This is a genomic window from Pseudomonas sp. Soil_N_39 (genome assembly GCF_057655955.1).
Window position 1 is genome coordinate 523,687 of record NZ_JBDGLI010000001.1, and the last position, 23,844, is coordinate 547,530.

Consider the following 23,844-nt stretch of genomic DNA (forward strand, 5'->3'; position numbering starts at 1 on the left):
CAATATTTTTTAGAGTTCAGGCCTGCACTTGGCTGATGCCGACCTGTTGTAAAGCCATTGCCAGGCTATTGACCTGACGCTGCTCCGTGTCCTTGAGTTGTTGCAGTTGCTGGCCCAGAGTTGGTGCGCCGAACAACCCGCGGGCGCCATCGCCGCCCTGCATCGACTGACTGCCAAAAGCGTCCATCGATTCACTTTCGGAGCCGGTGTCGCGGTTGAACAGGCCCGAGACCGTGCTGCTGCCAAACACCCCGCCATCACCACCACCAAAGCCCAGGAAGCCCTGGCCGGAGCCATCGCCAGCAGCGTCGCTGCTGAATACTTGCGCGATATAGCTCGGCGCCAATTCGCCGCGGTTGATGAAAATGTCCCCTATCGGCCGAAGACCACCGCCCACATCTCGCTGTTCAAACAGTGGAGGGAAGCCCAGCGGCGAGCCAAGGTCGCCCGTTGGCGGTGTGAAAACGATCGGCTGCAACGGCACCTCGGACGGCGGGATAACCGTGACCGGGTCCGACGTCAGGAATTCCGGCGGCGGCTTCACATCGTTGGGCACCACGGTGTCGATCGCATAGTTGTTGGACACCGCCACGCTGGCCCCGGCGTTGCCTGTCAGGTCGCTGACGTTGCTGGTGTCCAGGGCGATGAAGTTGCTCGGGTCGGTGAGGTTTACCGTTGGTGTGAACGTGGCCGTCCAGGTCCTGCCGCCATCGCTGGTGGTCAGATTGGTCAGTTCGCCGTTGGTGACGCTGAGGTCCGACAGGTCAAAATCCGTCACCGCTTCGCTGAAGGTGAAGGTCACCTGGGTCGTCTCGCCCACCGTCAGGTTCGGATCGGCAACCACGATGGTTGCCGTCGGCCGGTTGGCGTCGAGTGCGTAGTTGGCGGAAATCGCGATGCCCACTCCAGCGTTGCCGGCCAGGTCCTGCACGGTGCTGGCGTCGAGCAGGATCAGGTTGGTGGCGTCGGTCACGCCCGCAGTTGGCGTCAGGGTCGCCGTCCAGGTCAGGCCGCCGTCACTGCTGGCGAGGTTGGACAACACGCCATTGGCGACACTGAGGTCCGACAAGTCGAAACCGGACACCGCCTCGGTGAAGCTGATGGTCACGGTGGTGCTCTGGCCGATGCCCAGGGAAGTGTCGCCCACGGTGATGGTGGCGCCCGGGCGAACCGTGTCGATCGCGTAGTTGTTGGAGTTCACCACGCCGACGCCACTGTTGCCCGAGGCGTTGACCACGCCACTGGTGTCCAGGCTGATCAGGTTGCTGGTGTCGGTGATGCTGGCCGTCGGGGTGAAGGTGGCCGTCCAGGTAACGCCGCCGTCGGAAGAAGAAACGTTGCTCAGCGTGCCGTTGCTGATGGTCAGATCGCTGTTGTCGAAACCGCTGACCGCTTCCGAGAAGGTAATGGTCACCAGCGAGGTTTCCCCCACCTTGAGTGCGTTATCGGCCACCACGATCGTGGCAGTCGGGACCTGCGTTTCGACCGCGTAATTGGCCGAATCGGTGGTGCCTGTCCCGGTATTGCCGGCCGCGTCGCTGACCCCGGTGTTGTCCAGGGTGATCAGGTTGGTGACATCGGTCACGCCCTGGGTCGGGGTGAAGGTCGCGGTCCAGGTCAGGCCGCCATCGCTGCTGCTGACGGCACTCAGGGTGCCGTTGGCCACGCTCAGGTCAGCGTTGCTGAAGCCGGTCACCGCTTCGCTGAAGGTGATGGTCACCTGGGCGGTTTCACCCGGTTTCAACACCGAATCGCTCAGCACGATGGTGGCGGTCGGACGCTGGCTGTCGACGCTGTAGTTGTTCGAATCGGTGCTGCCGCTACCGGCGTTACCCGCCAGGTCGGCGACGCCGCCGTTGGCGAGGGTGATGACATTGCTGGTGTCGGTGATGCCAGCGGCAGGCGTGAAGGTCGCGGTCCAGGTGATGCCGCCGTCACTGCTGCTCAAGCCGCTGAGGGTGCCGTTGGCGACGGTCAGGTCGGCGGCGGTGAAGCCGGTCACGGCCTCGTTGAAGGTGATGGTCACCAGCGACGTCTCGCCCGCGGCAATGGCCGTGTCGGCGACGACGATGGTTGCCGTTGGGCGCACGGTGTCGATGGCATAGTTGTTCGAATCGGTGCTGCCGACGCCGGCGTTGCCCGAGACGTTGACGACACCGGTATTGTCCAGGGTGATCAGGTTGCTGGTATCGGCAATGCTCGCGCTCGGGGTGAACGTGGCCGTCCAGGTAACGCCGCCGTCGGAGGACGACACGTTGCTCAGCGTGCCGTTGCTGATGGTCAGGTCGCTGTTGTCGAAACCGCTCACTGCTTCATTGAAGGTGATGGTCACCAGGCTGGTTTCACCGATGCTCAGGGCGGTATCGGCCACCACGATGGTCGCCGTTGGCACCTGGGTGTCGATGGCGTAGTTGGCCGAATTGGTCGTGCCGGTGCCGGTATTACCCGCCGCATCGCTGACGCCGGTGTTGTCCAGGACGATCAGGTTGGACGTATCCCGCACGCCGAGGGTCGGCGTGAAGGTCGCCGTCCAGGTCAGGCCGCCATCGCTGCTGCTGACAGCGCTCAGGGTGCCGTTGGCCACGCTCAGGTCAGCGTTGGTGAAACCGGTCACTGCCTCGCTGAAGGTGATGGTCACCAACGAGGTTTCGCCGACACTGAGGCTGGAGTCGGCCATGACGATGGTCGCCGTTGGGCGCACGGTGTCGATGGCATAGTTGTTCGAATCGGTGGCGCCAACGTTGACGTTGCCCGCCAAGTCAACGATGCCACCGCTGTTGAGCGAGATGACATTGCTGGTGTCGCTGATGCCAGCGGTCGGTGTGAAAGTCGCGGTCCAGGTGATGCCGCCGTCGCTGCTGCTCAGCCCCGAGATCACGCCGTTGGCGACCGTCAGGTCGGCACTGGTGAACGCGGTCACGGCCTCGCTGAAGGTGATGGTCACCACCGAAGTTTCGCCGGCGGCAATGGCGGTGTCGGCCACAACGATGGTCGCGGTTGGACGCACGGTGTCGACGACGTAGTTGTTCGAATCGGTGGTGCCGACGCCGGCGTTACCCGAAGCGTTGATCAAGCCGGTGTTGTCCAGGGTGATCACGTTGCTGGTATCGGAAATGCTCGCGCTCGGCGTGAAGGTGGCCGTCCAGGTGACCCCGCCGTCGGTGCTGCTCATGGTACTGAGCGTGCCGTTGCTGACGGTCAGGTCCGCATTGTCGAACCCGCTGACCGCCGAGTTGAAGGTCACGGTGACCAACGAGGTCTCACCGATGCTCAGCGTGGTATCGGCAATCACGATGGTCGCCGTCGGTACGTTGGTATCGACCTGATAGTTGTTGGAATTGGTGGTGCCGGTACCCGTGTTGCCCGCCGCATCGCTGACGCCGGTGTTGTTCAGGGTGATGACGTTGGACGTGTCGGTCACCCCGAGGGCCGGCGTGAACGTGGCCGTCCAGGTGAGGCCGCCATCACTGCTGCTGACCGCACTCAGCGTACCGTTGGCGACACTCAGGTCCGAATTGTCGAAACCTGTCACCGCTTCGGAGAAAGTGATGGTCACCAGCGACGTTTCGCCGACGCTCAGGGCCGTATCGGCGACCACGATGGTGGCGGTCGGGCGCAGGGTGTCGACGACGTAGTTGTTGGAATCGGTGGTACCGCTGCCGGTATTGCCCGCGCCATCCACCACGCCCGTGTTATTGAGCGTGATCAGGTTGGTGGCATCGGAGATACCGGCGCTCGGGGTGAAGGTCGCGGTGTAGGTGATGTTGTCGCTGGTGCTCAGGCCGCTCAGGCTGCCGTTGGCCACGGTCAGGTCGGCCAGGGTGAAGCCGGTCACGGCCTCGCTGAAGGTAATGGTCACCACGGAGGTTTCGCCCACGGCGATGGCCGTATCGGCGACCACGATGGTGGCGGTTGGGCGCGCGGTGTCGATGGCGTAGTTGTTGGAGTCGGTGGTGCCGCTGCCGGCGTTGCCCGCCGCGTCAGTCACGCCGGTGTTATCCAGGGTGATGAGGTTGCTGGTATCGCTGGTGCTGGCACTTGGCGTGAGCGTGCCGGTCCAGGTAATGCCGCCGTCGCTGCTGCTCAGGCCAGTGACCGTGCCGTTGGCGACCGTCAGGTCGGCGGTGGTAAAGCCCGTCACCGCTTCGTTGAAGGTGATGGTCACCAACGAAGTTTCGCCAACGCTCAACGCATTGTCGGCCACGACGATAGTCGCGGTCGGACGCTGGGTGTCGACCGCGTAGTTGTTGGAGCTGGTGGTGCCGCTGCCGGTGTTACCGGCCGCGTCCGTCACACCGGTATTGGCCAGGATGATCAGGTTGGTGGCATCGGTGATGCTGGCGCTCGGGGTGAGCGTCGCGGTCCAGGTGATGCCGCCGTCGCTGCTGCTCAACCCGCTCAAGGAGCCGTTGGCAACGGTCAGGTCCGCCAAGGTGAAGCCCGTGACGGCCTCGCTGAAGGTGATCGTGACCAGGGACGTTTCACCGATGTTCAGCGCGGTATCGGCCACCACGATGGTGGCGGTCGGGCGTAGCGTATCGATCGCGTAGTTGTTCGAGTCGGTGGTACCGGTGCCGGTGTTTCCGGACAAGTCAGCAATACCGGTATTAGCCAGTGTGATCAGGTTGCTGGTGTCGCTGACGCTGGCGCTCGGGGTCAGCGTTCCGGTCCAGGTGATACCGCCGTCGCTGCTGCTCAGCCCGGTGACCGTACCGTTGGCGACCGTCAGGTCGGCGGTGGTGAAACCGCTCACCGCTTCGTTGAAAGTGATGGTCACCAGCGACGTTTCGCCGACTCTCAACGCGGTATCAGCGACCATGATCGTGGCGGTCGGACGCAGGGTGTCGATAGCGTAGTTGTTGGAGTTGGTCGTCCCCACGCCGGCGTTGCCGTTGAGGTCCGCCACGCCGGTGTTATTCAGGACAATGAGATTGGAGGTATCGGTAATCGCCGCATCCGGCGTCAGGGTGGCCGTCCAGGTGATGCCGCCGTCGCTGGAACTCAGGCCGCTGATCGAGCCGTTGGCGACGGTCAGGTCGGCGGCAGTGAAACCGCTCACCGCTTCGCTGAAGGTGATGGTCACCACCGAGGTTTCACCGACCCTGAGGGCGGTGTCGCTGACCACGATGGACGCCGTGGGCGCCACGGTGTCGTTGACGATGTAATTGTTCGAGTCGGTGGTGCCCACGCCGGCATTGCCGGCCAGGTCGGCAACGCCGGTGTTGTTCAGGGTGATGATGTTGGTGGTGTCGGCGATGTTGCTGGCCGCGGTCAACGTACCGGTCCAGGTGATGCCGCCGTCGCCACTGGTCAAGACGCCGATGGTGCCGTTCTGCACCGTCAGGTCCGCCGCGGTGAGACCGGTCACGGCCTCGGAGAAGGTGATGGTCACCAGCGACGTGCCACCGGAGTTCAGGTTGGTGTTGGCCACCACGACAGTCGCGGTCGGCGGTGTCTCGTCCGGCACATAGTTGGTGTTGATGGTGCCGCCGTCACCGTAGACGTTGGCCACCGACGCCGGTGAAACGCCAGCAGTACCCGCACTGGTGCCACCCACGCCGCTGCCACCGACGTTGCCGGCCAGGGCGGCGAAGTTGGCGGCGGTGATCAGGATCGAGCCTTTGTTCCAGATGGCCCCGACACCGACGCCGCCGGCACCGCCCGTGTGGTTGTAGCCACCACCGGCACCACCGCCACCACCGCCGCCACCTGCACCGACGTTGTTGGAAATGACCGAGTTGCCGATGATTCGCAGGGTCGCGCCGGTATCGTTATAGATACCACCGACTGCTCCGCCACCGGCGCCGCCAATATCGTTATAGCCGTCACCACCGCCACCGCCACCGATGGATAGCCCACCGCTGGAGGCCGTGCCGCCCGCGGAGCCAGTGCTGTAGCCCGGATATGCGGAACCGCCAGCCCCGCCGGTGGAGGAACCGCCACGCCCGCCCATGTTGAAGAAGCCACCCCCGGCGCCGCCTTGGCCGGCCGAGCCGTTGGAGCCCGTGGCATTGAGGGTGTCGCCGCCCTTGCCGCCGGTACCGCCAGTGATCGCACCACCGCCGCCACCACCGCCACCGGCGTATTGCGGCGTGACACCACCACCGCCACCACCACCCGAAGCGGCGTTCGCGGTGACGGTGACGTTCCTCAGGGTCAAGGTGCCGGCGTTATAGATCCCGCCCCCCTTTGACACCAGCGCATCGTCGCCGCCATTACCGCCGTTACCCGCCACCATGCCGCGAGTAATCACCAGACCATCGAGGGTAGCGGTGGTGCCGGCCGTCACGTTGATGATCTGGGTGCGATATTGCCCGTCGAGGGTGACATCGGCGACGTTATCGTTGTTGAGATCACCATCGATGGTGACGTTTCTATTGACGTCCAACACCTGGGTCAGCGCGACGGTCATGCTGGTATTGAAGGTGACAATGTCGCCGTTCTGCGCCGAGTCCAGGGCGGCGCGCAAGGAACCGATACCCGAATTGAGGTTGTTGGTAGCGGTCCAGGTAGCCAGGCCCCATTGGTACTCGCTCATGGCAGTGGCCGAGAGCACGTTGGCACTTTCGATGTTGCCGGTGGCGATTTCCAGGTCCCAGTCGCCGCCCAGGCCGGTGCGGTCGGTGGACGCCGCCACGTCGCGGCCAGTCAACTGCGCCAATGAATCGACCAGGCTCAGGCCGCGCTCGCCTTCGGCGGTGTAGCAGCCATAGATCAGGATATCGCCGCCGGCGTTCATGTCCTGGCCGATCTGCGCCAGCACTTCACTGCGGGCCTGGACGTTGTCCGCCGACAGGTAGCTGTTGCCCAACCACAGATCGCCGGCGTTACCGTGGGCGATGATCTGCACCGAACTGATGCCCTGGTGGGTGTCCAGGTAATCGGCGATCTGCTGCAAGCCGTCCTTGTTCGCATCCAGTTGCACCACCTGGGTACCAGGCGCCACGCCTTCGAGCAGATTGGCGGAATCCTTGACCCGGGAATCGACAAACACCACGGCCTTGCCCGGCACGGCAGCCTGGGTGGCATCGACTTGGCCCTGGGGCGCATGCGTGTCGGTCGGCTGGTCCGCCGTGGGCGTCTTGGCCGCCTCGGCAGACGGCTGGGCATCCGGTTGCGCGGCATCGGCCACGGTTGCGGCCACCGCGCCGTCGAACAGCATTCGCGGCTCCAGGGACATGATCATTGGCGATGCCAGGGCCTGTGTGCCCTCGGTTACCCGCGATTTGCCTTTGCTCCACCACATGACGATCACCTGGACTCGAACTTTTAAACACGCAAATGAAAAAACCGCGAGTCAGCTGACCGCGGCGTCGGTTTTCATACGAATGACATTGGCGGCGCTTGCGGACCCATCGCGCCAGAACGACAACTCGGCATATTTTTCAAACAGATCCGGCGGCAGCAGGGTCCGCCGGGCTTGCGGCGCGACCTTGGGCTTGACCTTGTGCAAGCCGGCAACGCCCAGGGCCTGGTCGAAGGCCGGGGCGTCATAGGTCAAGTGATTGAAGTCATGTTCGAACCAGGGCTCGCCGATGAATTCGTACACCAGACGCATCACCCGCTCCGGGGCCTGGCTCAACAAATCGTAATCAACGATCAGCAGCGACTCGGCGTTCTCACCGTAATAGGCCTCTTTGAGCGCCGTCCAGGCGAACCCCACCAGGCGGTTGCGCTGGGCCAGGGTTTCACAGCGGCTGTAGACGGTATTGCGCTCATCATCGTCATTGAACAGCTTGGTGTTCTCGAACGGGTTGGCACGATAGAGCCGCTCCAGGCTGTCGAGCACCCAGGCCACGTTGCGCACGCAAGCGATGGTCTTGGCTTGGGGGAACAGGTCCTGCAGGGCAGGCAGGCGCGCGCACCATTGGCGGTTGGTGTCGAAGATGACCGGTTTATCGGCTTTGTCGGCGTAGTAGGAATCGAAGAGGCCGCGCAGCAGGCGGCGACGCAGGTCGGTGTCGATCACCGAGCCGAACTCACTGCCGGCACTGCACTGCTGCAGGACGCTGCTGAACAGCGAACCGACGGGGCTGGTCATGCCGGCATGGAAGCGCGGGTTCTGCAGCAAAATGGCAGAAAGCAGGGTCGAGCCCGAGCGCGGTAAACCGGAGATAAAGTGAAACTGCGGCAATCCATTCACCTTGTTTGTAGTCCTTTTGTACGCAAGCGTAGCCGAGGAAATAATCGGCGACTAGTAGTACTTTGATATCAAATCCATCCAAATCCGTAAAAAAGATGGACGGTATAGGTGCCATGCGAACCTGAATCGATTAAGCCGATTCGCGATATTTTTCCTCCCGTCTCGCTCGGCAAAATCAAAAATCCCGGTCTACGCTCAGCCGTGCGTGACCAGGCCAGGGAATAAAGGAGTCGGGCTGATCGCACTCTTGTCCTTCACGTCCGGGCACTGCAAGACCAATCACCTGAAGGATGAGGAATCTATGGAAGTATTCATCGGCACTATCCAGTCATTCGCCTTTAGCTTTGCACCCAGTAATTGGGCGTTGTGCAACGGGCAGACGCTTTCCCTTTCCCAATACCAGACCCTGTTCGCCCTGATCGGCATAACGTACGGAGGCAATGGCCAGACCACCTTCATGCTGCCCAACCTGCAAGGTCGCCTGCCCTTGGGCCAAGGCAATGGCCTGGGCCTGACCCAGCGTGTCATCGGAGAAATCTCCGGCACCGAAAACGTCACGGCAACGCTCAACAACCTGCCCAACCACACCCACGCCCTCACCGGCATCACCGCCTCGACCACCCTGCAGTTGGCCAACCCGGCCAGCAACCCGGTGAATACGCCGACCGCCACCAACTCGTTCATCGGCACCTCGGGCACCGGGCCGGGCGCGGCGAATATCTATTCCGACCAGATAGGCGCCTCGCCGGTGTCGTTGCAAGGCGTCACCACCACCGTCAACGGCACGGTCTCCCCCACGGGCGGCGGCATGCCGATGGCGATCATGAACCCGTTCCTGGCGATCAACTTCAGCATCGCCCTTCAAGGCTATTTCCCATCCCGCAACTGATGAACCGCCGGAGGGCTGCGGTCCTCCGGCCTTTTGGAGTGTCGACATGCTGCAACAGGTTCATAGCCGCCATTTCCAACCGCTGCTGGGCCAGACCGGCAGCCTGACCCTGCCCGACGGCAGCCGCCTGCCGGTGCGTTTCGAAACCCTTGAAGAAACACCTCGGTCAAAGCTGCCAAACACCGAACGCATGCCCTTCAGCGTGGAATTCAACAGCCTGGAAAGCACCGCGTTCGTGGATGGGCTCTGTGGGTTGGAAGTGCCGGAACTGGGCAAGCTCGAGGGGGTGTTCGTGTCGCGGATACCGCCCATGGGACGGGATCCGGCGCTGGGGTATTTCTACATCGCATTCAACTAAAGACTGATGAGGCCCTTGTGGGAGCGAGCTTGCTCGCGATGGCAATCCTCCATCCACCCGGGAACCTGTGGTCCGGGCTGACGCCATCGCGAGCAAGCTCGCTCCCACAGAGGGATCACTCAGTTGCCTTTCGGATACCAGACCAGCCGCTCCGCCGCCGGGTTGCTTTCCTGCACCTCGAAACCCAGCGCCAGGTAGTGCCGGCGTGCATGGGGGTTGCTGGCCCAGACCACGGTCGCCACCGGGCAACGGATCTGTTGCGCGGCTTTCTGTACCCCTTGCAACACCGCCCGGCCATAGCCCTGCCCTCGGGCCTGGGGGATGAAGGCCAGATACAGCACGCGGATTTCATTGGGCCCGAAATCCGTGCTCAACGCGCCGATCGCGGTGCCGAGTTTTTCCACGACGTAATGCATGGCGTTGGGAAAGTTCTCGCCCAGCCCTTGCTCCTGCACCTGGAACTGCTGGGCAATCACCTGCTGCACTTGCTCGTGCTCGCCGTCGATCCATTGCAGATCCGGCCGTGCCGCCTGGTAAAGGCCCTGCAAGAACGGCCCATCGCTGACCCGCGATGGACGCACCACCAATCCCTCTGCCGCCACTGAATCCATGCTCGCTCCCTAGAACTAGAACCCGCTTTCCCTGACACCCAGCGCCGCCAACCGCCGCCAGGCCGCTCCCAACACCGACTCGCCCTTGCCCTGCAACACCGCCACGCCACGCAGCGGCTGCACCGGGGCGGACATGTCGTCCACTGCACTCAGGCGCACGCCGTATTGGGCCTGCACCGGCTCGGCCCGCTGCTGCGAATCGCGGCGCACCGCAATCGGCCCGTGATGGTCGGACGTCAACGCTTGCTGTTCGACCCAGGCCACGCCGTTGGTGTCGATTTCATTCAACTGCACGGCAATCGACGTGTGCATCGGATCGTCAGCGATGAACCGCCCCGTGGCACCCGGCTCGACCCGCCAAAGCTCGGCTTCGGTGAGGTACCCGCGCAAGCGTGAATCGGTCTGCACCACCCGCGCCAACGCCTGGGTCGGTGACAGCCAGCGACCTACCGACAGTTGCGGCAACAAGTCGCGCACCTGGCCGGCATGGGGCGCACGCAACAACAGCCGTTCACGCTGGGCCATCAGGCCCCGGTACTCGGCCACCGCTTCGGCCAGTTGCTGTTCGATGATGCCGGCATCGGCGGCGGTTTCACTGCGCCCGGCCTGACGGCGCATCTGCAACTGTTGGATCTGGATTTCCCGGCGCACGATGGCCAGGCGCGAGGCCATGTCTGGAGACTCCAGCTCGATCAACACGTCGCCCTGGGCCACGGTCTGGCCGTCGCGCACATTCACCTGCTTGACCCGTGCCGCCACCGGCGCATGCAAGGCACTGGCCCGCCCGGCTTCGAGCATCGCCGGTACTTCCACCGCGCTGCGCCAGGGCAACAGCAACGCCAACAGCAACGCCATCAACACCAGGCCGCTCAGGAGCATCCGCCCACCGTGGGCTTGCTCACGGCGGCTCCACCATTGCCGCCACTCATTCACGATGGGCATAAAAATGAACCACACCAATTCCACCATCATCAGAAAAATGCCCAACACCTTGAAGAACAGGTGATAGACCGCCAGGGCAATCCCGAAAAACAACAGCGCCCGCCACAGCCAGGAGCCGTATCCCCACACCAGCAAACGGCGGCGCATCTTCGGCGACCAGGGTTCCGGTGCCGCCGCGCCATAACCGAACAAGGCTTCGCGCAGGCGCCAGCGGCACAGGGCGAACGCACGCCCCTGAAGGTTATCCACCGCCCAGAAATCGCTGAGCAGGAAATACCCGTCAAAACGCATGAAGGGGTTCAGGTTGATGATCAACGTGGTGATCCAGGTGGCGCTGGCCAGCATGAACGCCGCGGTGCGTGCCGGCCCGTCGGGCAGCAGCGACCAGGCCAGCAGCGCGATGCACGCCAGCAGCAATTCGGCCAGGACTCCACCGGCACCAATCAACAACCGTGCGCGGCGATCGTTGATCCGCCAGGCGTCGCTGACGTCGGTGTAGAACATCGGCAACAGCACCATGAACGCCACGCCCATGCTTTGCACACGACAACCGGCGCGCTTGGCCATGAAGGCATGGCCGAATTCGTGGCACAACTTGGCGAAGAGCAACGCCGCCCCGAACGCCAGCGCACCGCCCAGGCTGAACAGGTGCGGAAACGTCGCGATGAAGCGCTGCCAGTCCCGCGACACCAGGAAGATGCCGAGGCCCAGGGTCAGCGGCAGGCCATAGCGCAGAATCCTGGGGCCGAACCGCGCCAACCAGGGCCAGGCCCGGTTGAGAAAGGCGTCCGGGCGCCACAGCGGAATGCGAAAAAACAGGTATTGATGCAGCAGGATCTGCCACAGGCTCTGGCGCTGTGCGGCGGTCTTGAAGAGGTAACTGTCGCGCTGTTGCGGGTCCATCGCGCTGATCAGATCATGGCCGCGCAAGAAGCCCAGCAGTTGCTCCAGCGATTCACCGTTGAGTGGCAGGCCCGGCTCACGGTTCGCGGCCTGCAGCACCTGTTCCGGATCGCCCAGGGACCAATGCCGCAACATGCGCATCGCCGCCGCGCCAAGCTTGAAATAGCGCCCGCGCACCGGATCGGCCAAGGTCCACTGCGGTGAACCGTCCGGGTCCGGTGCCGCTGGGGACAATTGCAGGTCCGGCCGCAGGCTCGGCAGGTCCATGCTACAGGCCGACGCTCTGGCGCAGCCCGGCCAGGGGCCGACGCAACAAGTACAACGCCAGCGGCGCGCGGTCGCCGAAGACCTTCGCCGTGCCCCGCAGGCCAATGCGCGGCGCCGTGGCATCGAAACGCGCATCCAACCGATACGCCAGTTGCCCGGCGGCGGTAGGCTGCGCTTCATAGGCCGAGCGCTCGAGCCAGGCCAGGTGGCGCTGCAACGGGTCGCTGTCTAGAAACAACGCCACCTGCGCGCCAGGCTCCAAGGCAATCGCGTCGCCCACCGCCAATTCAATGCGCAACTCGGCCTGGTTCGGATCGGCGATTTCCATCAATCGTTCGCCGGTCTGTACCGGCTTGCCGAGCCAGCGCTCGGCGTCGGCGAACACTGCGATGCCGTCCCGCTCGGCGCGTACTTCGCTGCGCTTGAGCAGTTCAAGCGCGTAGTTGCGCTCGGCGCGTTTCTGTTCGACGCGGGCGGCCAGCAAATCGATCTTCGAACTGGATTCAGCGTCGGCAAACGAGCGCTGGGAATTCGCCTTGAGTTCGGCCTCGGCCACGCCCAACGCCCGCTCGGCCACATCGGCCTGGGCCTTGAGGCTGGTGCTTTCGAAACGCAGCAGCAGGTCGCCGTTCTTGACGGCCTGGTTGGGCTTGACCAGGAACTCGGCGATCACCCCATCCAACGGTGCCGCCACCACCTGCCCGCCCAACGGCACCACTTCGGCCGGGGCCAATACGGACTGGCGCACAGGGATCAGCAAGCCCAGCAGCAACACCGCCACCAGGGCGACCTGGCGCTTGCGCGTCCAGCGCAGGCGCCACGGCTTGCGCGGTTGCAGCGCCAGCCAGGCGTGGCTGTAGGTGTCGCCCAATTGCGACAGCAGCACTTGTTCGGGCGGGGTCCATGGCAGGTCGCGGGCCAACCACAACCCGCCGAACACCTGGCTCTGATGATCGATCAGCGGCAGCCAGAACACCTGCCCGGCCGACAGGCTGCGCCAGTCTGCCCGGATGGATTCGCTCACAAGATCGGCGGCAATCACCCGAGCTTGATTCAACAGGCCCTGCTTGAACAGTTGCGCCACCGCCTGCTCGACAAACGCCACGAACGGCGCATTCGGCTCCACGGTACTGACGCCGGTCACGGCCTGGACCTTGCCAGCAATCAACAACGCAGCGTGGCGAAACCCGAACAAGGCCTGGCCGTCGTTGACCAGGCTATAGCTCAATTGCGCCGGCGTACGCGCGGCCCGCGTCTGGCGTTCAAGGTCGAGGAAGCGGGCAAACACCTGCTCGGCGTTACCCGTTATCGGCGCGTTCACTTCGACTCCGAAAAACGCGCCGTGCCGCTCATGCCGGACAACAAGCCAGAGGCATCCGGCACGCTCGCCACCAGCAGCAGGGTCTGGCTACCCTCGTCGATGCGCGCCCCCAGGCGCTTGACCGTCGCTTGCAACGGCTTGCCGGTTTCATCGGGGACGAAGGTAAAGGGCTGGCCGGGCTTGAGCCTGTCCATCCAGCGTGAGGGCACCAGCAGGTGAATCTCCAGGGTGCGGTTGTCGACCACGTCCAGCAACGGCGCGCCGGCCGCCACGCTTTCATAACGCTGGACCTTGCGCGCCACCACCTGCCCGTCGAACGGGGCGATCACGCTGCAGCGCTTGACCTGAACCTGATACACCTGGGACTGCGCCTGGGCTTCGCTGAGCCGCGCCTCGGCCCGCGACACCTCGAAACGCCCAACGGATTTCAACGCCGCCAACTGCCGGTTATGGGCCAGCTCTTCACTGGCACCACGGCTGGCCGCCTGGGCCGCATTGAGCTGGGCCTGATAGGCCGAACAATCGAAACGCGCCAGGGTGTCGCCCTTCTTGAACGACTCGCCCTCACTGAACGGCAACTCGACAATCCGCCCTGCCAACTCACTGGCCAGCACGGCCTGATCCCGCGCCCGAAGCACCCCACGCGCCTCGCTGCCCGAGGCATTGGCCGAGATGTTGCTCTCCAGCAACGGATCGTCGGAAGCCGGCGTTTGCGCCTGAACTCCGCACGTGATGAAGGCCAATCCCACAACCCAACTACTCAAACGCCGCATGACCGTTACTCCCTGACGGATGGGCGGAGTCTACGACAGCGGTGGGGGGCGTCAAGGGAGTAGCGGTGAGAGGTATGAAATCTGCTGGTCATACACGCTCTGTGGCGAGGGGATTTATCCCCGCTGGGCTGCGCAACAGACCCAAATGGCTGAAGACCCGAAGCCCGACACACCGAGTGACTGCTTTCAGGGCTGCTTCGCAACCCAGCGGGGATAAATCCCCTCGCCACAGGTTCTGTGATCGACGGATCATCGCGCAGGCCTACTCCACCAACGTCAACTCACCATCGCAATACACCACCTCACGCCCCAACCAAGCCACATCGACCTGAGGCAATACCGCCGAGGGTTTGCGCAGTTCACGCAATAGCGTCGAGCCGTGGGACAAACGCCCACCCATGCGTGCAATCACCGCCCGGGCGCTTTGATAGTGGGCGTGGCGGCCAGGGTCCAAGGTGTCTTCCAGCAGGATGTCCTCGCCCAAAATGCCTTGGGCCTGACCCGGATAGATCAGGAACCCGCTCGCCTGCTCGGTGCCTTCACGACCGTCCTGCCAGAAACTGCCGTCACGGCTGCGAATGTCCGGGTGCGGCGCGAACCACTGTGCCCGGTCCCCCGTCGGCATGGCGTGGTGCAGGCGAAAGAAAATCCGCATCAGGTTGTCGCGATACCATTCGCGCACTTGCAGGTAGTAACCGCGCAACCCCGGCAGACCGGCGCCATGGGCCAGGCGAATCGCCAACGGCCATTGAGGGAATGCCTGCAACGGCAACTCGGTCGGCGCCGGGCGTGGCGTCGCCGGGTCGGTTTCCCACGGCAGGCGATGAGGGCTGTGTTCAAGGTCGTCATAGGCGGTTGGAGGCCGCCCCAGCAGATCGCCGCCGCTGCTGGCCAACGCGGTCGCGATGCACAGGTTGCCCTGCACCACGAACACATAGAACCGGGTGAACCAGTCAGCCAATTGCTGGCCGCCAGCGCCTTGTGCGGTCAGTTCATGCAGCTCCCTATCGAAGCGTCGCAAACCGTTTTCCAGTGTTAGCAAATGACCCCGCGCAATGCGCTGCATGCGCAGGAACAACGGCAGCGAACGCACCAGGCGCAGGGGCCGCCAAGGTAGATGCGGGGTGGCGCCACCGACCTCACCGGCGTAGCTGCTGGCGCTGATGCCCCAGTCGGCCAATCGCGCGAGAAACAGATCGTTGTTGATGTACGAAGCGCCGCCAAACACCGCCGTGAAAGGCTCGTTATCCTGCAGCACCCGTGAATCCCAACGGGCCATGATCGCCGGAATGCTTGCCGCCGCACGGCGCTGGGCGTACTCCACCAGAACACTGGGTTGCGGCGGCAGGATCTCGGCGATGTTGGCGGCGGTCAGGTGCCGGCGCCAGCCGTAGTCGCTGATCGGCCGGTATTGCAGCAGCCAGAGTTGCGTGCCGTCCCAGGCCCATTCGACGTCGCCGGGCACATAGTGAAAGACCCGCAGTACGCCTTGGAGAAACCGCCACAGCGCCTCGGCGGTCAAGCCATGGGCTGGCTTGAATGCACCGCTGTTCCATGACGCGCCGAGACGGGAAATGATCGCCCGCTCGGGGCTCACCTTGCCATCGGCCAACGACTCCAGATGCCCTTCGACCCACTCCAGTTCGACTGACAGGTGACGCACAAAGGCGATCCCGGACAGCCGTGGCGTGACGAAACGCTGCACCACCACTTCCTCAACACCCGTCGCGCTCAACTCGGCAATGCGCGCCGGTACGTTGCCGGTCGGCTCACGCAGGAACGTGGTACTCAAGCCCGCATTGGCCGCATCGGCCTGATCCTCGCCATAACTGGAGGAACGCACGGCCCAGAGAGCGTCCGGCTGGCTCTTCAGAAAGCTCGGCAAGCGCGGATCATCGCAATCGTTGAGCGACAACGCCGCAGGCACCGGCTGCCCGGCCAGTGCCGCCAGGCGCAAGCGCCCGCCCTTGGTATGCGCAACGAAGCCACGCTCGCCGGACTCCAGCCACGCCGCGAACTCGGCCGGTGCGTCAATCCATGGATAGTGTCCCCAGCCGGGTTTCAGGCTGATGGTCAAATCGGCGCGGGCGAGAATGGCCGACCAGGCCGCCGCCTGCGCGACACCCAACACCTTGTCCTGATCGCCCCACACCAGTTCGACCGGGTCGCTGATCCACTCCAGCAACGGCAACGCGGTGTCGGCACGCACCAGGTCCCAGTGCGGCACAAAGGCGCGGCAGCGGGCATAGCCGGCGCCCATGCGCTGGTACTGCGCGGGCGTCCAGGCCTGGCTGGAAAACTTGTGGGCAAACAACGTTGGTTTGTTCGCCAGCAGCCAATGAATGGTCTTGCGAATCGGCAGCGGCGACATCAATGCCGGCAGTCGCCGCTGCCACAAAAATGCGCCCACCGGCGCCAGCAACACACTGCGGCAAAAGTGCCCCGGCTGACGTTGCAAGGCGTGCAGCACCAGCAAGGCGTTGACCCCGACCGCCATGATCGCGCTGCCCTTGTCCGTGACCGCCAACAACGCCTGGGCATAGGCCGCCAGGTCCTCGCAAGGAGCTTGGGGGTTGTTGCCGAAGCCGGGCAGCTCCAGCGGCACCACGTCATAGTGTTGAAAGTGCGGCAAGGCGTCGTCCCACCAATCGGCGGCGCTGCCGTTGCCAGCCAGCAGGTACATCCGGGGCTTACTCATGGGCGGTCCTCAGGCCAGGTCGCGCAGGGCAGCGTCGAGCGTCGGATAACGGAACGTATAGCCGGCCTCGACCAGACGATTGGGCACCACGCGTTGGCCGTCGAAAAACAGCTGGGCCATCTCACCTGCCAAGGCACGCACCGGCGCGGCAGGAATGTGGAACCACACCGAACGCTTGAGCACCTTGCCGACGCTTTCGGCGAACAGCGCCTGACTGACGGTTTCTGGCGCCACCAGGTTATAGGTGCCGCTCAAGCGTTCGTCATCGAAAGCGCGGGCGACGACGGCAATCACGTCGTCGCGGTGCACCCAACTCATGATTTGCCGACCATCGCCCATCCGCCCGCCGAACCCCAGGCGAAACGGAATCAGCAGCGGCAACAATGCGCCGCCCGGCCCGAACACCACGCCCAGGCGCATCACCAGCTGGCGCACGCCCAGCTCGGTGGCGGGCAACGCCGAGGCTTCCCAGCGCGCGCAGAGTTCGGCCATGAAGCCATCGCCTCGGGTGGCGCTTTCATCGAGGCTTTCGCTGGCATCGCGCACGCCGTAAAAACCGACAGCCGAGGCCTGTATCCACAACGCCGGTTTGTGCCGGGCGTTTTTCAACCAGGCCATCAAGGCCTCGGTGGTGTTGACCCGGCTGGCAATGAGCTGCGCCTGGCGCTTGGGGCTCCAGCGCGGCCCGGCCACTGGCGCGCCCGCCAGGTTGATCAGCACATCGAAGGTTTCCTCATGCCCCAGCTTGCCTAGCGAACGCAGGCAGCGCGCGCGGCCGTCAAACAGATACGCCGCTTTCAACGGGTCACGGGCCAGCACGCTGACCGTGTGCCCGGCGTCGAGCAGTTGATTGACCAGCGTCTCGCCGATAAACCCGGTGCCCCCCGTGACCAGCACACGTTTGTAGGCGCCACCGGCAAACGGGTTGGCGGGCTTGCCCGCGCGCTGCATGCGCAAGGCTGCCAAGCCGTCGCGGATCCCCGAGGCCGTGACGCCGATGGCGAACAAGGTCAGCAGCCAGCCGCGCCAACCCAGGTCGATCCCGCTCAGGCCAGTGGGCAGACTCGCCCACTGCGCCAGTTGCACGCCGTACAGCGCGAAGAAGGCCCCGCCGTTGACCGCCAGCACCGTGTGCATGATGCGTTCGATGGCCGGCAGTTTGCGGCTGCGGTCCTCGACCACAAAGTCCCACAGCGTCAGGCCGATCTCCAAGGCGAACAGCAGCGCGATGACAATCGCCCACGTCCCCTCAAAGGCCAAATGCGCCATGCCGAGGAACAGAATCCCGTAGAAGCACGAGCGCAAGGCATGGATCGACAACTCCAGCCGCGCACTGTGGCGGTAGGGCAAGGCGACGGTGAGTTCGTGGTGATAGAGGGTATCCAGCGCACCAAGGATTGCCTGGGCAATCAACAACGTGATGGCCCAGTCCAGCAGTGAAAAATCAGCCATGGTTTGAATCACTCGACGCGTTGTCAGTCAGGGAGGTATGGCGGTCATGGCGATAGAGCCAGAACAGCGGCGGTAATAAAACGAGCAGGGCGATGCTGTCGAACCACAGGTGTGACCAGACCTGGGCCTGGGCGGAAATCAGCATGTCCTGGGGCGCCCACAGCAGGATGCCGGCGATTATCCAGCCCCAAGGCATGGCGCTTTTCAATCGATTGCCGATATGGACGAGGGCGAGCATGTACAACGCATAGCTCTGCAACGTGGCGCCGAACAAGGCCAGCCACCAGACTTGTTGCGTGCGGGCCGTAGCGGGCACGACATTGGCGCCCCAGAACGCCTGCTCGATGGTGTTCAGATAAGCGTCGAGCAAGCCGGAGTGACCGGCCCAGGTCAGCGTGAGGCCGGCGAGCAGGTGCATCAGGGCCGCCGCGTACAACCAAATGACCAGGGCGTTGCGAAGGGTGCGGTTAGGGGTTGGCATTCCATGTCCTGAAGGCTTGCTTGAGGGCGGCCAGTCTAAAGGAAATGGGAGGGGCTTTACTTGGCTAATGGGCGGGACGGAGATAAATAAAATCCGCCGCCTGGAGCGCATGAAACCGGCACCGAATACCGTTGTGGCGAGGGGATTTATCCCCGCTGGGCTGCGCAGCAGCCCTAAAACCAGCCGCCTCGGTGTGTCAGGTTGTTGGTCTTCAGCCATTTGGGGGCTGCTGCGCAGCCCAGCGGGGATAAATCCCCTCGCCACAGGTTCTGTGTACCGCTTACCTACAGCAGAGTCCTAGGAGATTTCCTTCAAGTTGCGGCGATGTTGGTGAACTTGTCCGCCTTCGGGCCCACCGCTAGTCTGGGTTTGTCACTGAAAAAACGGTGACACGGACGTGCAAGTCCGGGTAAAAATCCAACCTATAATGCCTCCGGCCATTTATGGTGCATTCGTGCCCGTGTTTTATGGCGGCTGTGTTCGGGAGACTCTCGAGGTCTGCCGGGGTTTTGGTGTGGTTACCCGGTCTTGCACACTCGCTCACAGCTGCCACCTTCCATCGCGTGCAAGCGATTCAAAGTGGTTCTCCAATGGAAAACCTACCATGTTCAAACCTACACCTAACCCTCCAGCCTCCTCACCTGACACCAGCGCTGAAACCCCGAACTCCAAAAAACTCGACGAAACCGCCGAGCGCGTTCTCGACTACTACCTCAATCCCAAACCGGCTGATGAAGCCTCGGGCAAAACCCAAACCGCCCAACTCTTCATGGTCGCCCCGGACATCGACACCGAAACCCTGCTGGCCAATGCCTCCGAAGACTTGCTGTCCATCAGCGCCATCGCCGCTGACCTGGCGGATGATGTGGACGGCTCGCGCCGCAGCGTCATCCTGGCGATCAGCCGGATGGCCGACGGGGTGCATTTGTTGGTGGAGCGGGCGATGGATCGGCTGGAGGTTCAAGCGGCGGGCTGACAGGCCTGCGGTGAATTGAAGATTGCCATCGCGAGCAAGCTCGCTCCCACAGGGGGAGGTTGTGTCGAACCCAATATCGAGACACAACACCGCCCCAGTGTGGGAGCGAGCTTGCTCGCGATGACGTCAGCCCAGACAACCCAAAGCCCTGGCAAGGAGTATTACCTAGTCAACGCTGCATCCCCCAACGCTTCACCGTCACCCGCTCCAGGGAATCAAACACCAAATTCTCCACCAACAACCCAATCAAAATCACCACCGCCAACCCGGCAAAGACCTTGTCGGTGTACAGCTCATTACGATTCTGGAAGATGTACCAACCCAAACCGCCCTTGCCGCTGGTGGCGCCGAACACCAGTTCGGCGGCGATCAGAGTGCGCCAGGCGAAGGCCCAGCCGATCTTCAACCCGGCGAGGATCGACGGCAGCGCCGCCGGGATCAGGATGAACAGCACAAAGCGCAGGCCCTTGAGCCCGTAGTTGCGCCCGGCCATGCGCAGCGTTTCCGATACACCGAGAAACCCCGCATACATGTTCAACGCCAGCGCCCACAGCACCGAATGCACCAGCACGAAAATCAGGCTGTTCTGGCCCAGGCCAAACCACAGCAGCGCCAACGGCAACAGGGCGATGGCCGGCAACGGGTTGAACATCGAGGTCAGGGTGCTGAGCAAGTCGCGACCGAATTGCGTCGACACGGCCAGCGTGGTCAGGCCGAACGCCAAAACGATGCCCAGCAGATAGCCCTTGAGCAGCACCACCAAAGAAATCCACACCTTGCCCAGCAGCTCGCCGCTGAGCAAACCGTCATACAACGCGCTGGCGGTCTGCAAGAAGCTCGGCAGCAGCAGGTCGTTGCTCTGGTAACGCGCCACGCCCTCCCACACCAGCGCCAGCAACAACAGGATCAAACTTTTGCGCAGCCAACCCTGTTGCCAGAGGCGCTGGCCCAGGGGCAACTCGCGTTCCAGCGGCACTTGGGTCAGGGGTTGCAGGTCGACTTCGTATTCTTCGCGCGCAGGCGATAACTGGCTCATGGAACGCTCCCCTTAATACGCAATACGGATGTCAGCGAAATCCAGCTCACGCTCGGTCCCCGGCGACGGGCCCTCATCGAACAGCAACCGATGAATCCGCCGCGCCGTGTGCTGGAACCCCACGCCACCGAGGCTTTGCAAATCGTATTGATGGCTGTGGATTTCCGCCCGGACTCGCCCTGGATGCGGCGACAGCAACAGGATGCGATTGCCCACCACCAAGGCTTCTTCGATGGAGTGGGTGACGAACAGCAAGGTGAAACGCACCTCCTCCCAGAGCAGCAGCAATTCTTCCTGCATCTTGCGTCGGGTCAGGGCATCGAGGGCGGCGAAGGGTTCGTCCATCAAGAGGATTTTCGGCTGCATCGCCAACGCCCGGGCAATCGCGACCCGGGCTTTCATGCCACCGGACAACGTGTGGGGGTAGGCATCGGCAAACGCCGCCAGGCCAACTTTGTCGAGATAGTGCAGCGCCCGCTCCTCGGCCTCGCGACGCTTGAGCGTGCCGGACGCCAGCAGCGCGAACATCACGTTCTGCTTCACGGTCTTCCAGGGCGGCAGCTGGTCGAACTCCTGAAACACCACGATCCGATCCGGGCCCGGCGCGTTGACGGTTTGGCCTTGCAAGCGAATCTCGCCTTCGCACGGCGTGATGAAGCCGCCAATCGCCTTGAGCAAGGTGGACTTTCCGCAACCGGACGGGCCGAGCAGCACAAAACGATCCGCCGGGTCGACTTCAAAACTCACTTGGTGGGTGGCCCGTACCACCCGCTGCGGGGTGCGGTATTCCAGGCTGACGTTATCCACCGACAACAATGCCGTGTCGGTGCGGGTAGCGTTGCTGGCCACGTGGCCTTGCAAAAGCGCGTTCATGGCAATCAGCTCCCCTGCAACGGTTTGGCGTCCTGGAAGAAATAATCTTCCCACGACGCCGGCTTGTTCTTGATGGCGCCGACGCGGTAGAGGAATTCGGCCAGCGGGTAGGTGTTTTTCGGGGTGACGGTGAATTCGATCTGCGGGTTGTCGATGATCTTCAGCAAGGTCGCCCGGTCGATCTTGGCCTTGGTCACCCGCAGGTAGGTGTCCGCCGCCGCGCCTTTATCCTTCTGGGCGAACTCGGCCGCTTCGGTCAGCGCCTCGACGAAGGCCTTGTAGGTCTTGGGGTTTTCATCGCGGAATTTCTCGGTGGCGAACAGCACCGTGGGTGAGTTCGGCCCGAGCACGTCATAGGAGTTGAGCACCACATGGACGTTGGGGTTTTGCAGCGCCTGGTCCTGGAACGGCGGGTTGGAAAAGTGCCCGGTCAACTCGGTGCCGCCGGCAATCAACGCCGCCGTGGCGTCCGGGTGCGGAACCGCCAGGGTGTACTTGTCGAGGCGATTGAAATCCTTGTCGCCCCACTGCTTGGCGGCGGCGTATTGCAAGATGCGCGACTGCACCGAAACACCCACCGCCGGCACCGCGATGCGGTCCTGCTCGGTGAAGTCAGCGATGGTCTTGACCTTCGGGTTGTTGCTCAGCAGGTAGTAGGGAAAGTTGCCCAGGGACGCCACGGCCTTGACGTTCTGCTTGCCACGGGTGCGGTCCCAGACCGTCAGCAACGGCCCGACACCGGCCCCGGCAATGTCGATGGAGCCCGACAGCAACGCATCGTTGACCGCCGCGCCGCCGGACAGTTGAGTCCAGTCGACCTTGATGTCGATGCCCTCCTCCTTGCCGTGCTTCTCGATCAATTGCTGGTCGCGGACCACGTTCAGCAACAGGTAAACGATGCCGAACTGCTCGGCGATCCGAATCTCGCCCTCGGCGTGGGCGCTGGCCGGCGCGACCAGACTGCCGGCCAGCAAACTGAAGCCCAGGCCGATGGCGGCGGCCAGCGGTGCAAAAGCAATGCGTGTGGACATGGTGATTCTCCGGGCTCTTTGCGCGCTGCGCAGCCGATCAGAAAGGGGCGTCGCCCTGGATGGTGGTGCGATACAGTTTGCGGCGCAGATGGCTCGGGCAACCGGCGGCCAGGTGGATCAGCGAGCGGTTGTCCCAGAACACCAAATCATGGGGCTGCCATTGATGGCGATAGATGTTCTGGGGCAACACGCTGTGGGCATACAGCTCGGCCAGGATGGCTTTGCTTTCATCCTCCGGCAGGCCAACGATGCGGGTGGTGAACCCTTCGCTGACGAACAACGCCTTGCGCCCGGTTTCCGGGTGGGTGCGCACGATCGGGTGCACCACTTCAGCCACCTGGGCCAGTTGCTCAGGCGTCAACGTCGGGCGCCAGTTGCCTTCGAATTTGGTTTCGCTGTAGCGCGCGGTGTAGGAATGCGCCGCCGAACGGCCTTCCACCGCTTTACGCAGCGTTTCAGGCAGACCGTCCCAGGCCTTGTGCATGTCGGCGAACAGCGTGTCACCGCCTTCGCTCGGCAGCTCTTGGGCGTGAAGCATCGAGCCGAGGCTGGGCAGTTCTTTATAGGACAGGTCGGAATGCCAGAACTTGCCTGCATCACCGAGGCCGATGGATTGGCCGTTTTCGATGATGTTGGAGACGATGAGAATTTCCGGGTGCCCGCTCAGCAGGAATTGCTTGAGCACATGGATCTGCAGCACGCCAAAGCGGCGACTGAAGGCGATCTGTTGTTCAGGGGTGATGCGTTGGTCGCGGAACACCACGACGTGATAGTCCAGGTGTGCGCGATGGATGCGAGCGAAATCCTGGTCGTTGATGGGCCGGGACAGGTCCAGCCCGACGATCTCGGCGCCGACGGCATCGGGGAACGGGCGGATTTCGAACGACTGCGGCGCACTGCTTGCGACGGTTGAATCTGGAGAATAAGAGACGGCTGGCATACATCACTCCCACGCACGCTTCAGGCGCGCATCGATCAAAAACTCACGGCGGTACCGTGTTGGTTTGTGTCGTGCGGCGCGCCGATTGGTCGGCAGGTACGCAGGGGGATGACTTTAAAGGTATAAGAAAATTAATTTAAATATTAAAAA

At 63.3% G+C, this 23,844-nt stretch carries 16 protein-coding genes; 3 read left to right on the top strand and 13 right to left on the bottom strand.

What is annotated here, in order from left to right; genetic code table 11:
* Window positions 1–16: 16 nt before the first annotated feature.
* A complete protein-coding gene (locus AC3A5O_RS02255) occupies window positions 17–7,246 on the bottom strand; it encodes an Ig-like domain-containing protein (RefSeq protein WP_487752814.1) in 7,230 nt (2,409 codons plus the stop codon).
* 51 nt (window positions 7,247–7,297) lie between these two features.
* On the bottom strand, window positions 7,298–8,143 hold the full coding sequence (locus AC3A5O_RS02260) for a sulfotransferase family protein (RefSeq protein WP_305482397.1): 846 nt from the start codon (window positions 8,141–8,143) through the stop codon (window positions 7,298–7,300).
* Window positions 8,144–8,444: 301 nt separating this feature from the next.
* Between AC3A5O_RS02260 and AC3A5O_RS02265 the strand changes: the two genes are divergently transcribed.
* Window positions 8,445–9,032, top strand: a complete 588-nt coding sequence (locus AC3A5O_RS02265) for a phage tail protein (RefSeq protein ID WP_305469156.1) — start codon at window positions 8,445–8,447, stop codon at window positions 9,030–9,032.
* A 46-nt stretch (window positions 9,033–9,078) separates the two neighbouring features.
* The gene (locus tag AC3A5O_RS02270) at window positions 9,079–9,390 is read left to right on the top strand and encodes a DUF6916 family protein (protein ID WP_122565136.1); all 312 of its coding nucleotides are present in this window, start codon (window positions 9,079–9,081) and stop codon (window positions 9,388–9,390) included.
* A gap of 119 nt (window positions 9,391–9,509) precedes the next feature.
* Here AC3A5O_RS02270 and AC3A5O_RS02275 read toward each other — a convergent pair whose 3' ends face one another.
* The 7 genes from AC3A5O_RS02275 to AC3A5O_RS02305 all read right to left on the bottom strand — a co-directional run bounded on the left by AC3A5O_RS02275 (window position 9,510) and on the right by AC3A5O_RS02305 (window position 18,838).
* Window positions 9,510–10,001 (bottom strand): GNAT family N-acetyltransferase, encoded by a 492-nt coding sequence (locus AC3A5O_RS02275; protein WP_122565135.1) that lies wholly within the window; start codon window positions 9,999–10,001, stop codon window positions 9,510–9,512.
* A gap of 15 nt (window positions 10,002–10,016) precedes the next feature.
* A complete protein-coding gene (locus AC3A5O_RS02280) occupies window positions 10,017–12,113 on the bottom strand; it encodes a site-2 protease family protein (protein ID WP_122565134.1) in 2,097 nt (698 codons plus the stop codon).
* Window position 12,114: 1 nt separating this feature from the next.
* Window positions 12,115–13,434, bottom strand: coding sequence for an efflux RND transporter periplasmic adaptor subunit (locus tag AC3A5O_RS02285; protein ID WP_122565133.1), 1,320 nt, complete (start codon window positions 13,432–13,434; stop codon window positions 12,115–12,117).
* A complete protein-coding gene (locus tag AC3A5O_RS02290) occupies window positions 13,431–14,207 on the bottom strand; it encodes an efflux RND transporter periplasmic adaptor subunit (protein ID WP_122565132.1) in 777 nt (258 codons plus the stop codon). Before AC3A5O_RS02290 ends, AC3A5O_RS02285 begins: the two co-directional genes overlap by 4 nt.
* A gap of 262 nt (window positions 14,208–14,469) precedes the next feature.
* Window positions 14,470–16,905, bottom strand: a complete 2,436-nt coding sequence (locus AC3A5O_RS02295) for an alpha/beta hydrolase (RefSeq protein WP_487752815.1) — start codon at window positions 16,903–16,905, stop codon at window positions 14,470–14,472.
* Window positions 16,906–16,914: 9 nt separating this feature from the next.
* A complete protein-coding gene (locus tag AC3A5O_RS02300) occupies window positions 16,915–18,357 on the bottom strand; it encodes a TIGR01777 family oxidoreductase (RefSeq protein WP_487752816.1) in 1,443 nt (480 codons plus the stop codon).
* Window positions 18,350–18,838 carry a cell division protein gene (locus AC3A5O_RS02305; RefSeq protein ID WP_487752817.1) on the bottom strand — a complete coding sequence of 163 codons (489 nt, stop codon included), beginning with the start codon at window positions 18,836–18,838 and terminating at the stop codon, window positions 18,350–18,352. Before AC3A5O_RS02305 ends, AC3A5O_RS02300 begins: the two co-directional genes overlap by 8 nt.
* Before the next feature lie 604 nt (window positions 18,839–19,442).
* Here AC3A5O_RS02305 and AC3A5O_RS02310 point away from each other — a divergent pair.
* The gene (locus AC3A5O_RS02310; protein ID WP_305469147.1) at window positions 19,443–19,814 is read left to right on the top strand and encodes a DUF6124 family protein; all 372 of its coding nucleotides are present in this window, start codon (window positions 19,443–19,445) and stop codon (window positions 19,812–19,814) included.
* Between the two features lie 169 nt (window positions 19,815–19,983).
* Here the strand turns inward: AC3A5O_RS02310 and AC3A5O_RS02315 are convergent, their stop codons facing one another.
* The 4 genes from AC3A5O_RS02315 to AC3A5O_RS02330 are packed head-to-tail and all read right to left on the bottom strand — an operon-like array spanning window position 19,984 to window position 23,694.
* Window positions 19,984–20,850, bottom strand: a complete 867-nt coding sequence (locus tag AC3A5O_RS02315; protein ID WP_305469145.1) for an ABC transporter permease — start codon at window positions 20,848–20,850, stop codon at window positions 19,984–19,986.
* 12 nt (window positions 20,851–20,862) lie between these two features.
* Complete coding sequence (locus tag AC3A5O_RS02320; protein ID WP_305469143.1) at window positions 20,863–21,723, bottom strand: ABC transporter ATP-binding protein; 861 nt, start codon at window positions 21,721–21,723, stop codon at window positions 20,863–20,865.
* A gap of 5 nt (window positions 21,724–21,728) precedes the next feature.
* Complete coding sequence (locus AC3A5O_RS02325; protein WP_122565125.1) at window positions 21,729–22,754, bottom strand: ABC transporter substrate-binding protein; 1,026 nt, start codon at window positions 22,752–22,754, stop codon at window positions 21,729–21,731.
* Window positions 22,755–22,791: 37 nt separating this feature from the next.
* Window positions 22,792–23,694: a TauD/TfdA dioxygenase family protein gene (locus AC3A5O_RS02330; protein WP_305469141.1), complete on the bottom strand. Its 903-nt coding sequence runs from the start codon at window positions 23,692–23,694 to the stop codon at window positions 22,792–22,794.
* Window positions 23,695–23,844 lie beyond the last annotated feature (150 nt).

What these genes read in the sequence shown, in the direction of transcription:
- AC3A5O_RS02255 (WP_487752814.1), bottom strand. Translation starts at nt 7,246, where the DNA reads ATGTGGTGGAGCAAAGGCAAATCGCGGGTAACCGAGGGCACACAGGCC.
- AC3A5O_RS02265 (WP_305469156.1), top strand. Translation starts at nt 8,445, where the DNA reads ATGGAAGTATTCATCGGCACTATCCAGTCATTCGCCTTTAGCTTTGCA.
- AC3A5O_RS02330 (WP_305469141.1), bottom strand. Translation starts at nt 23,694, where the DNA reads ATGCCAGCCGTCTCTTATTCTCCAGATTCAACCGTCGCAAGCAGTGCG.
- AC3A5O_RS02275 (WP_122565135.1), bottom strand. Translation starts at nt 10,001, where the DNA reads ATGGATTCAGTGGCGGCAGAGGGATTGGTGGTGCGTCCATCGCGGGTC.
- AC3A5O_RS02290 (WP_122565132.1), bottom strand. Translation starts at nt 14,207, where the DNA reads ATGCGGCGTTTGAGTAGTTGGGTTGTGGGATTGGCCTTCATCACGTGC.
- AC3A5O_RS02295 (WP_487752815.1), bottom strand. Translation starts at nt 16,905, where the DNA reads ATGAGTAAGCCCCGGATGTACCTGCTGGCTGGCAACGGCAGCGCCGCC.
- AC3A5O_RS02310 (WP_305469147.1), top strand. Translation starts at nt 19,443, where the DNA reads ATGTTCAAACCTACACCTAACCCTCCAGCCTCCTCACCTGACACCAGC.
- AC3A5O_RS02320 (WP_305469143.1), bottom strand. Translation starts at nt 21,723, where the DNA reads ATGAACGCGCTTTTGCAAGGCCACGTGGCCAGCAACGCTACCCGCACC.
- AC3A5O_RS02280 (WP_122565134.1), bottom strand. Translation starts at nt 12,113, where the DNA reads ATGGACCTGCCGAGCCTGCGGCCGGACCTGCAATTGTCCCCAGCGGCA.
- AC3A5O_RS02315 (WP_305469145.1), bottom strand. Translation starts at nt 20,850, where the DNA reads ATGAGCCAGTTATCGCCTGCGCGCGAAGAATACGAAGTCGACCTGCAA.
- AC3A5O_RS02305 (WP_487752817.1), bottom strand. Translation starts at nt 18,838, where the DNA reads ATGCCAACCCCTAACCGCACCCTTCGCAACGCCCTGGTCATTTGGTTG.
- AC3A5O_RS02325 (WP_122565125.1), bottom strand. Translation starts at nt 22,754, where the DNA reads ATGTCCACACGCATTGCTTTTGCACCGCTGGCCGCCGCCATCGGCCTG.
- AC3A5O_RS02270 (WP_122565136.1), top strand. Translation starts at nt 9,079, where the DNA reads ATGCTGCAACAGGTTCATAGCCGCCATTTCCAACCGCTGCTGGGCCAG.
- AC3A5O_RS02300 (WP_487752816.1), bottom strand. Translation starts at nt 18,357, where the DNA reads ATGGCTGATTTTTCACTGCTGGACTGGGCCATCACGTTGTTGATTGCC.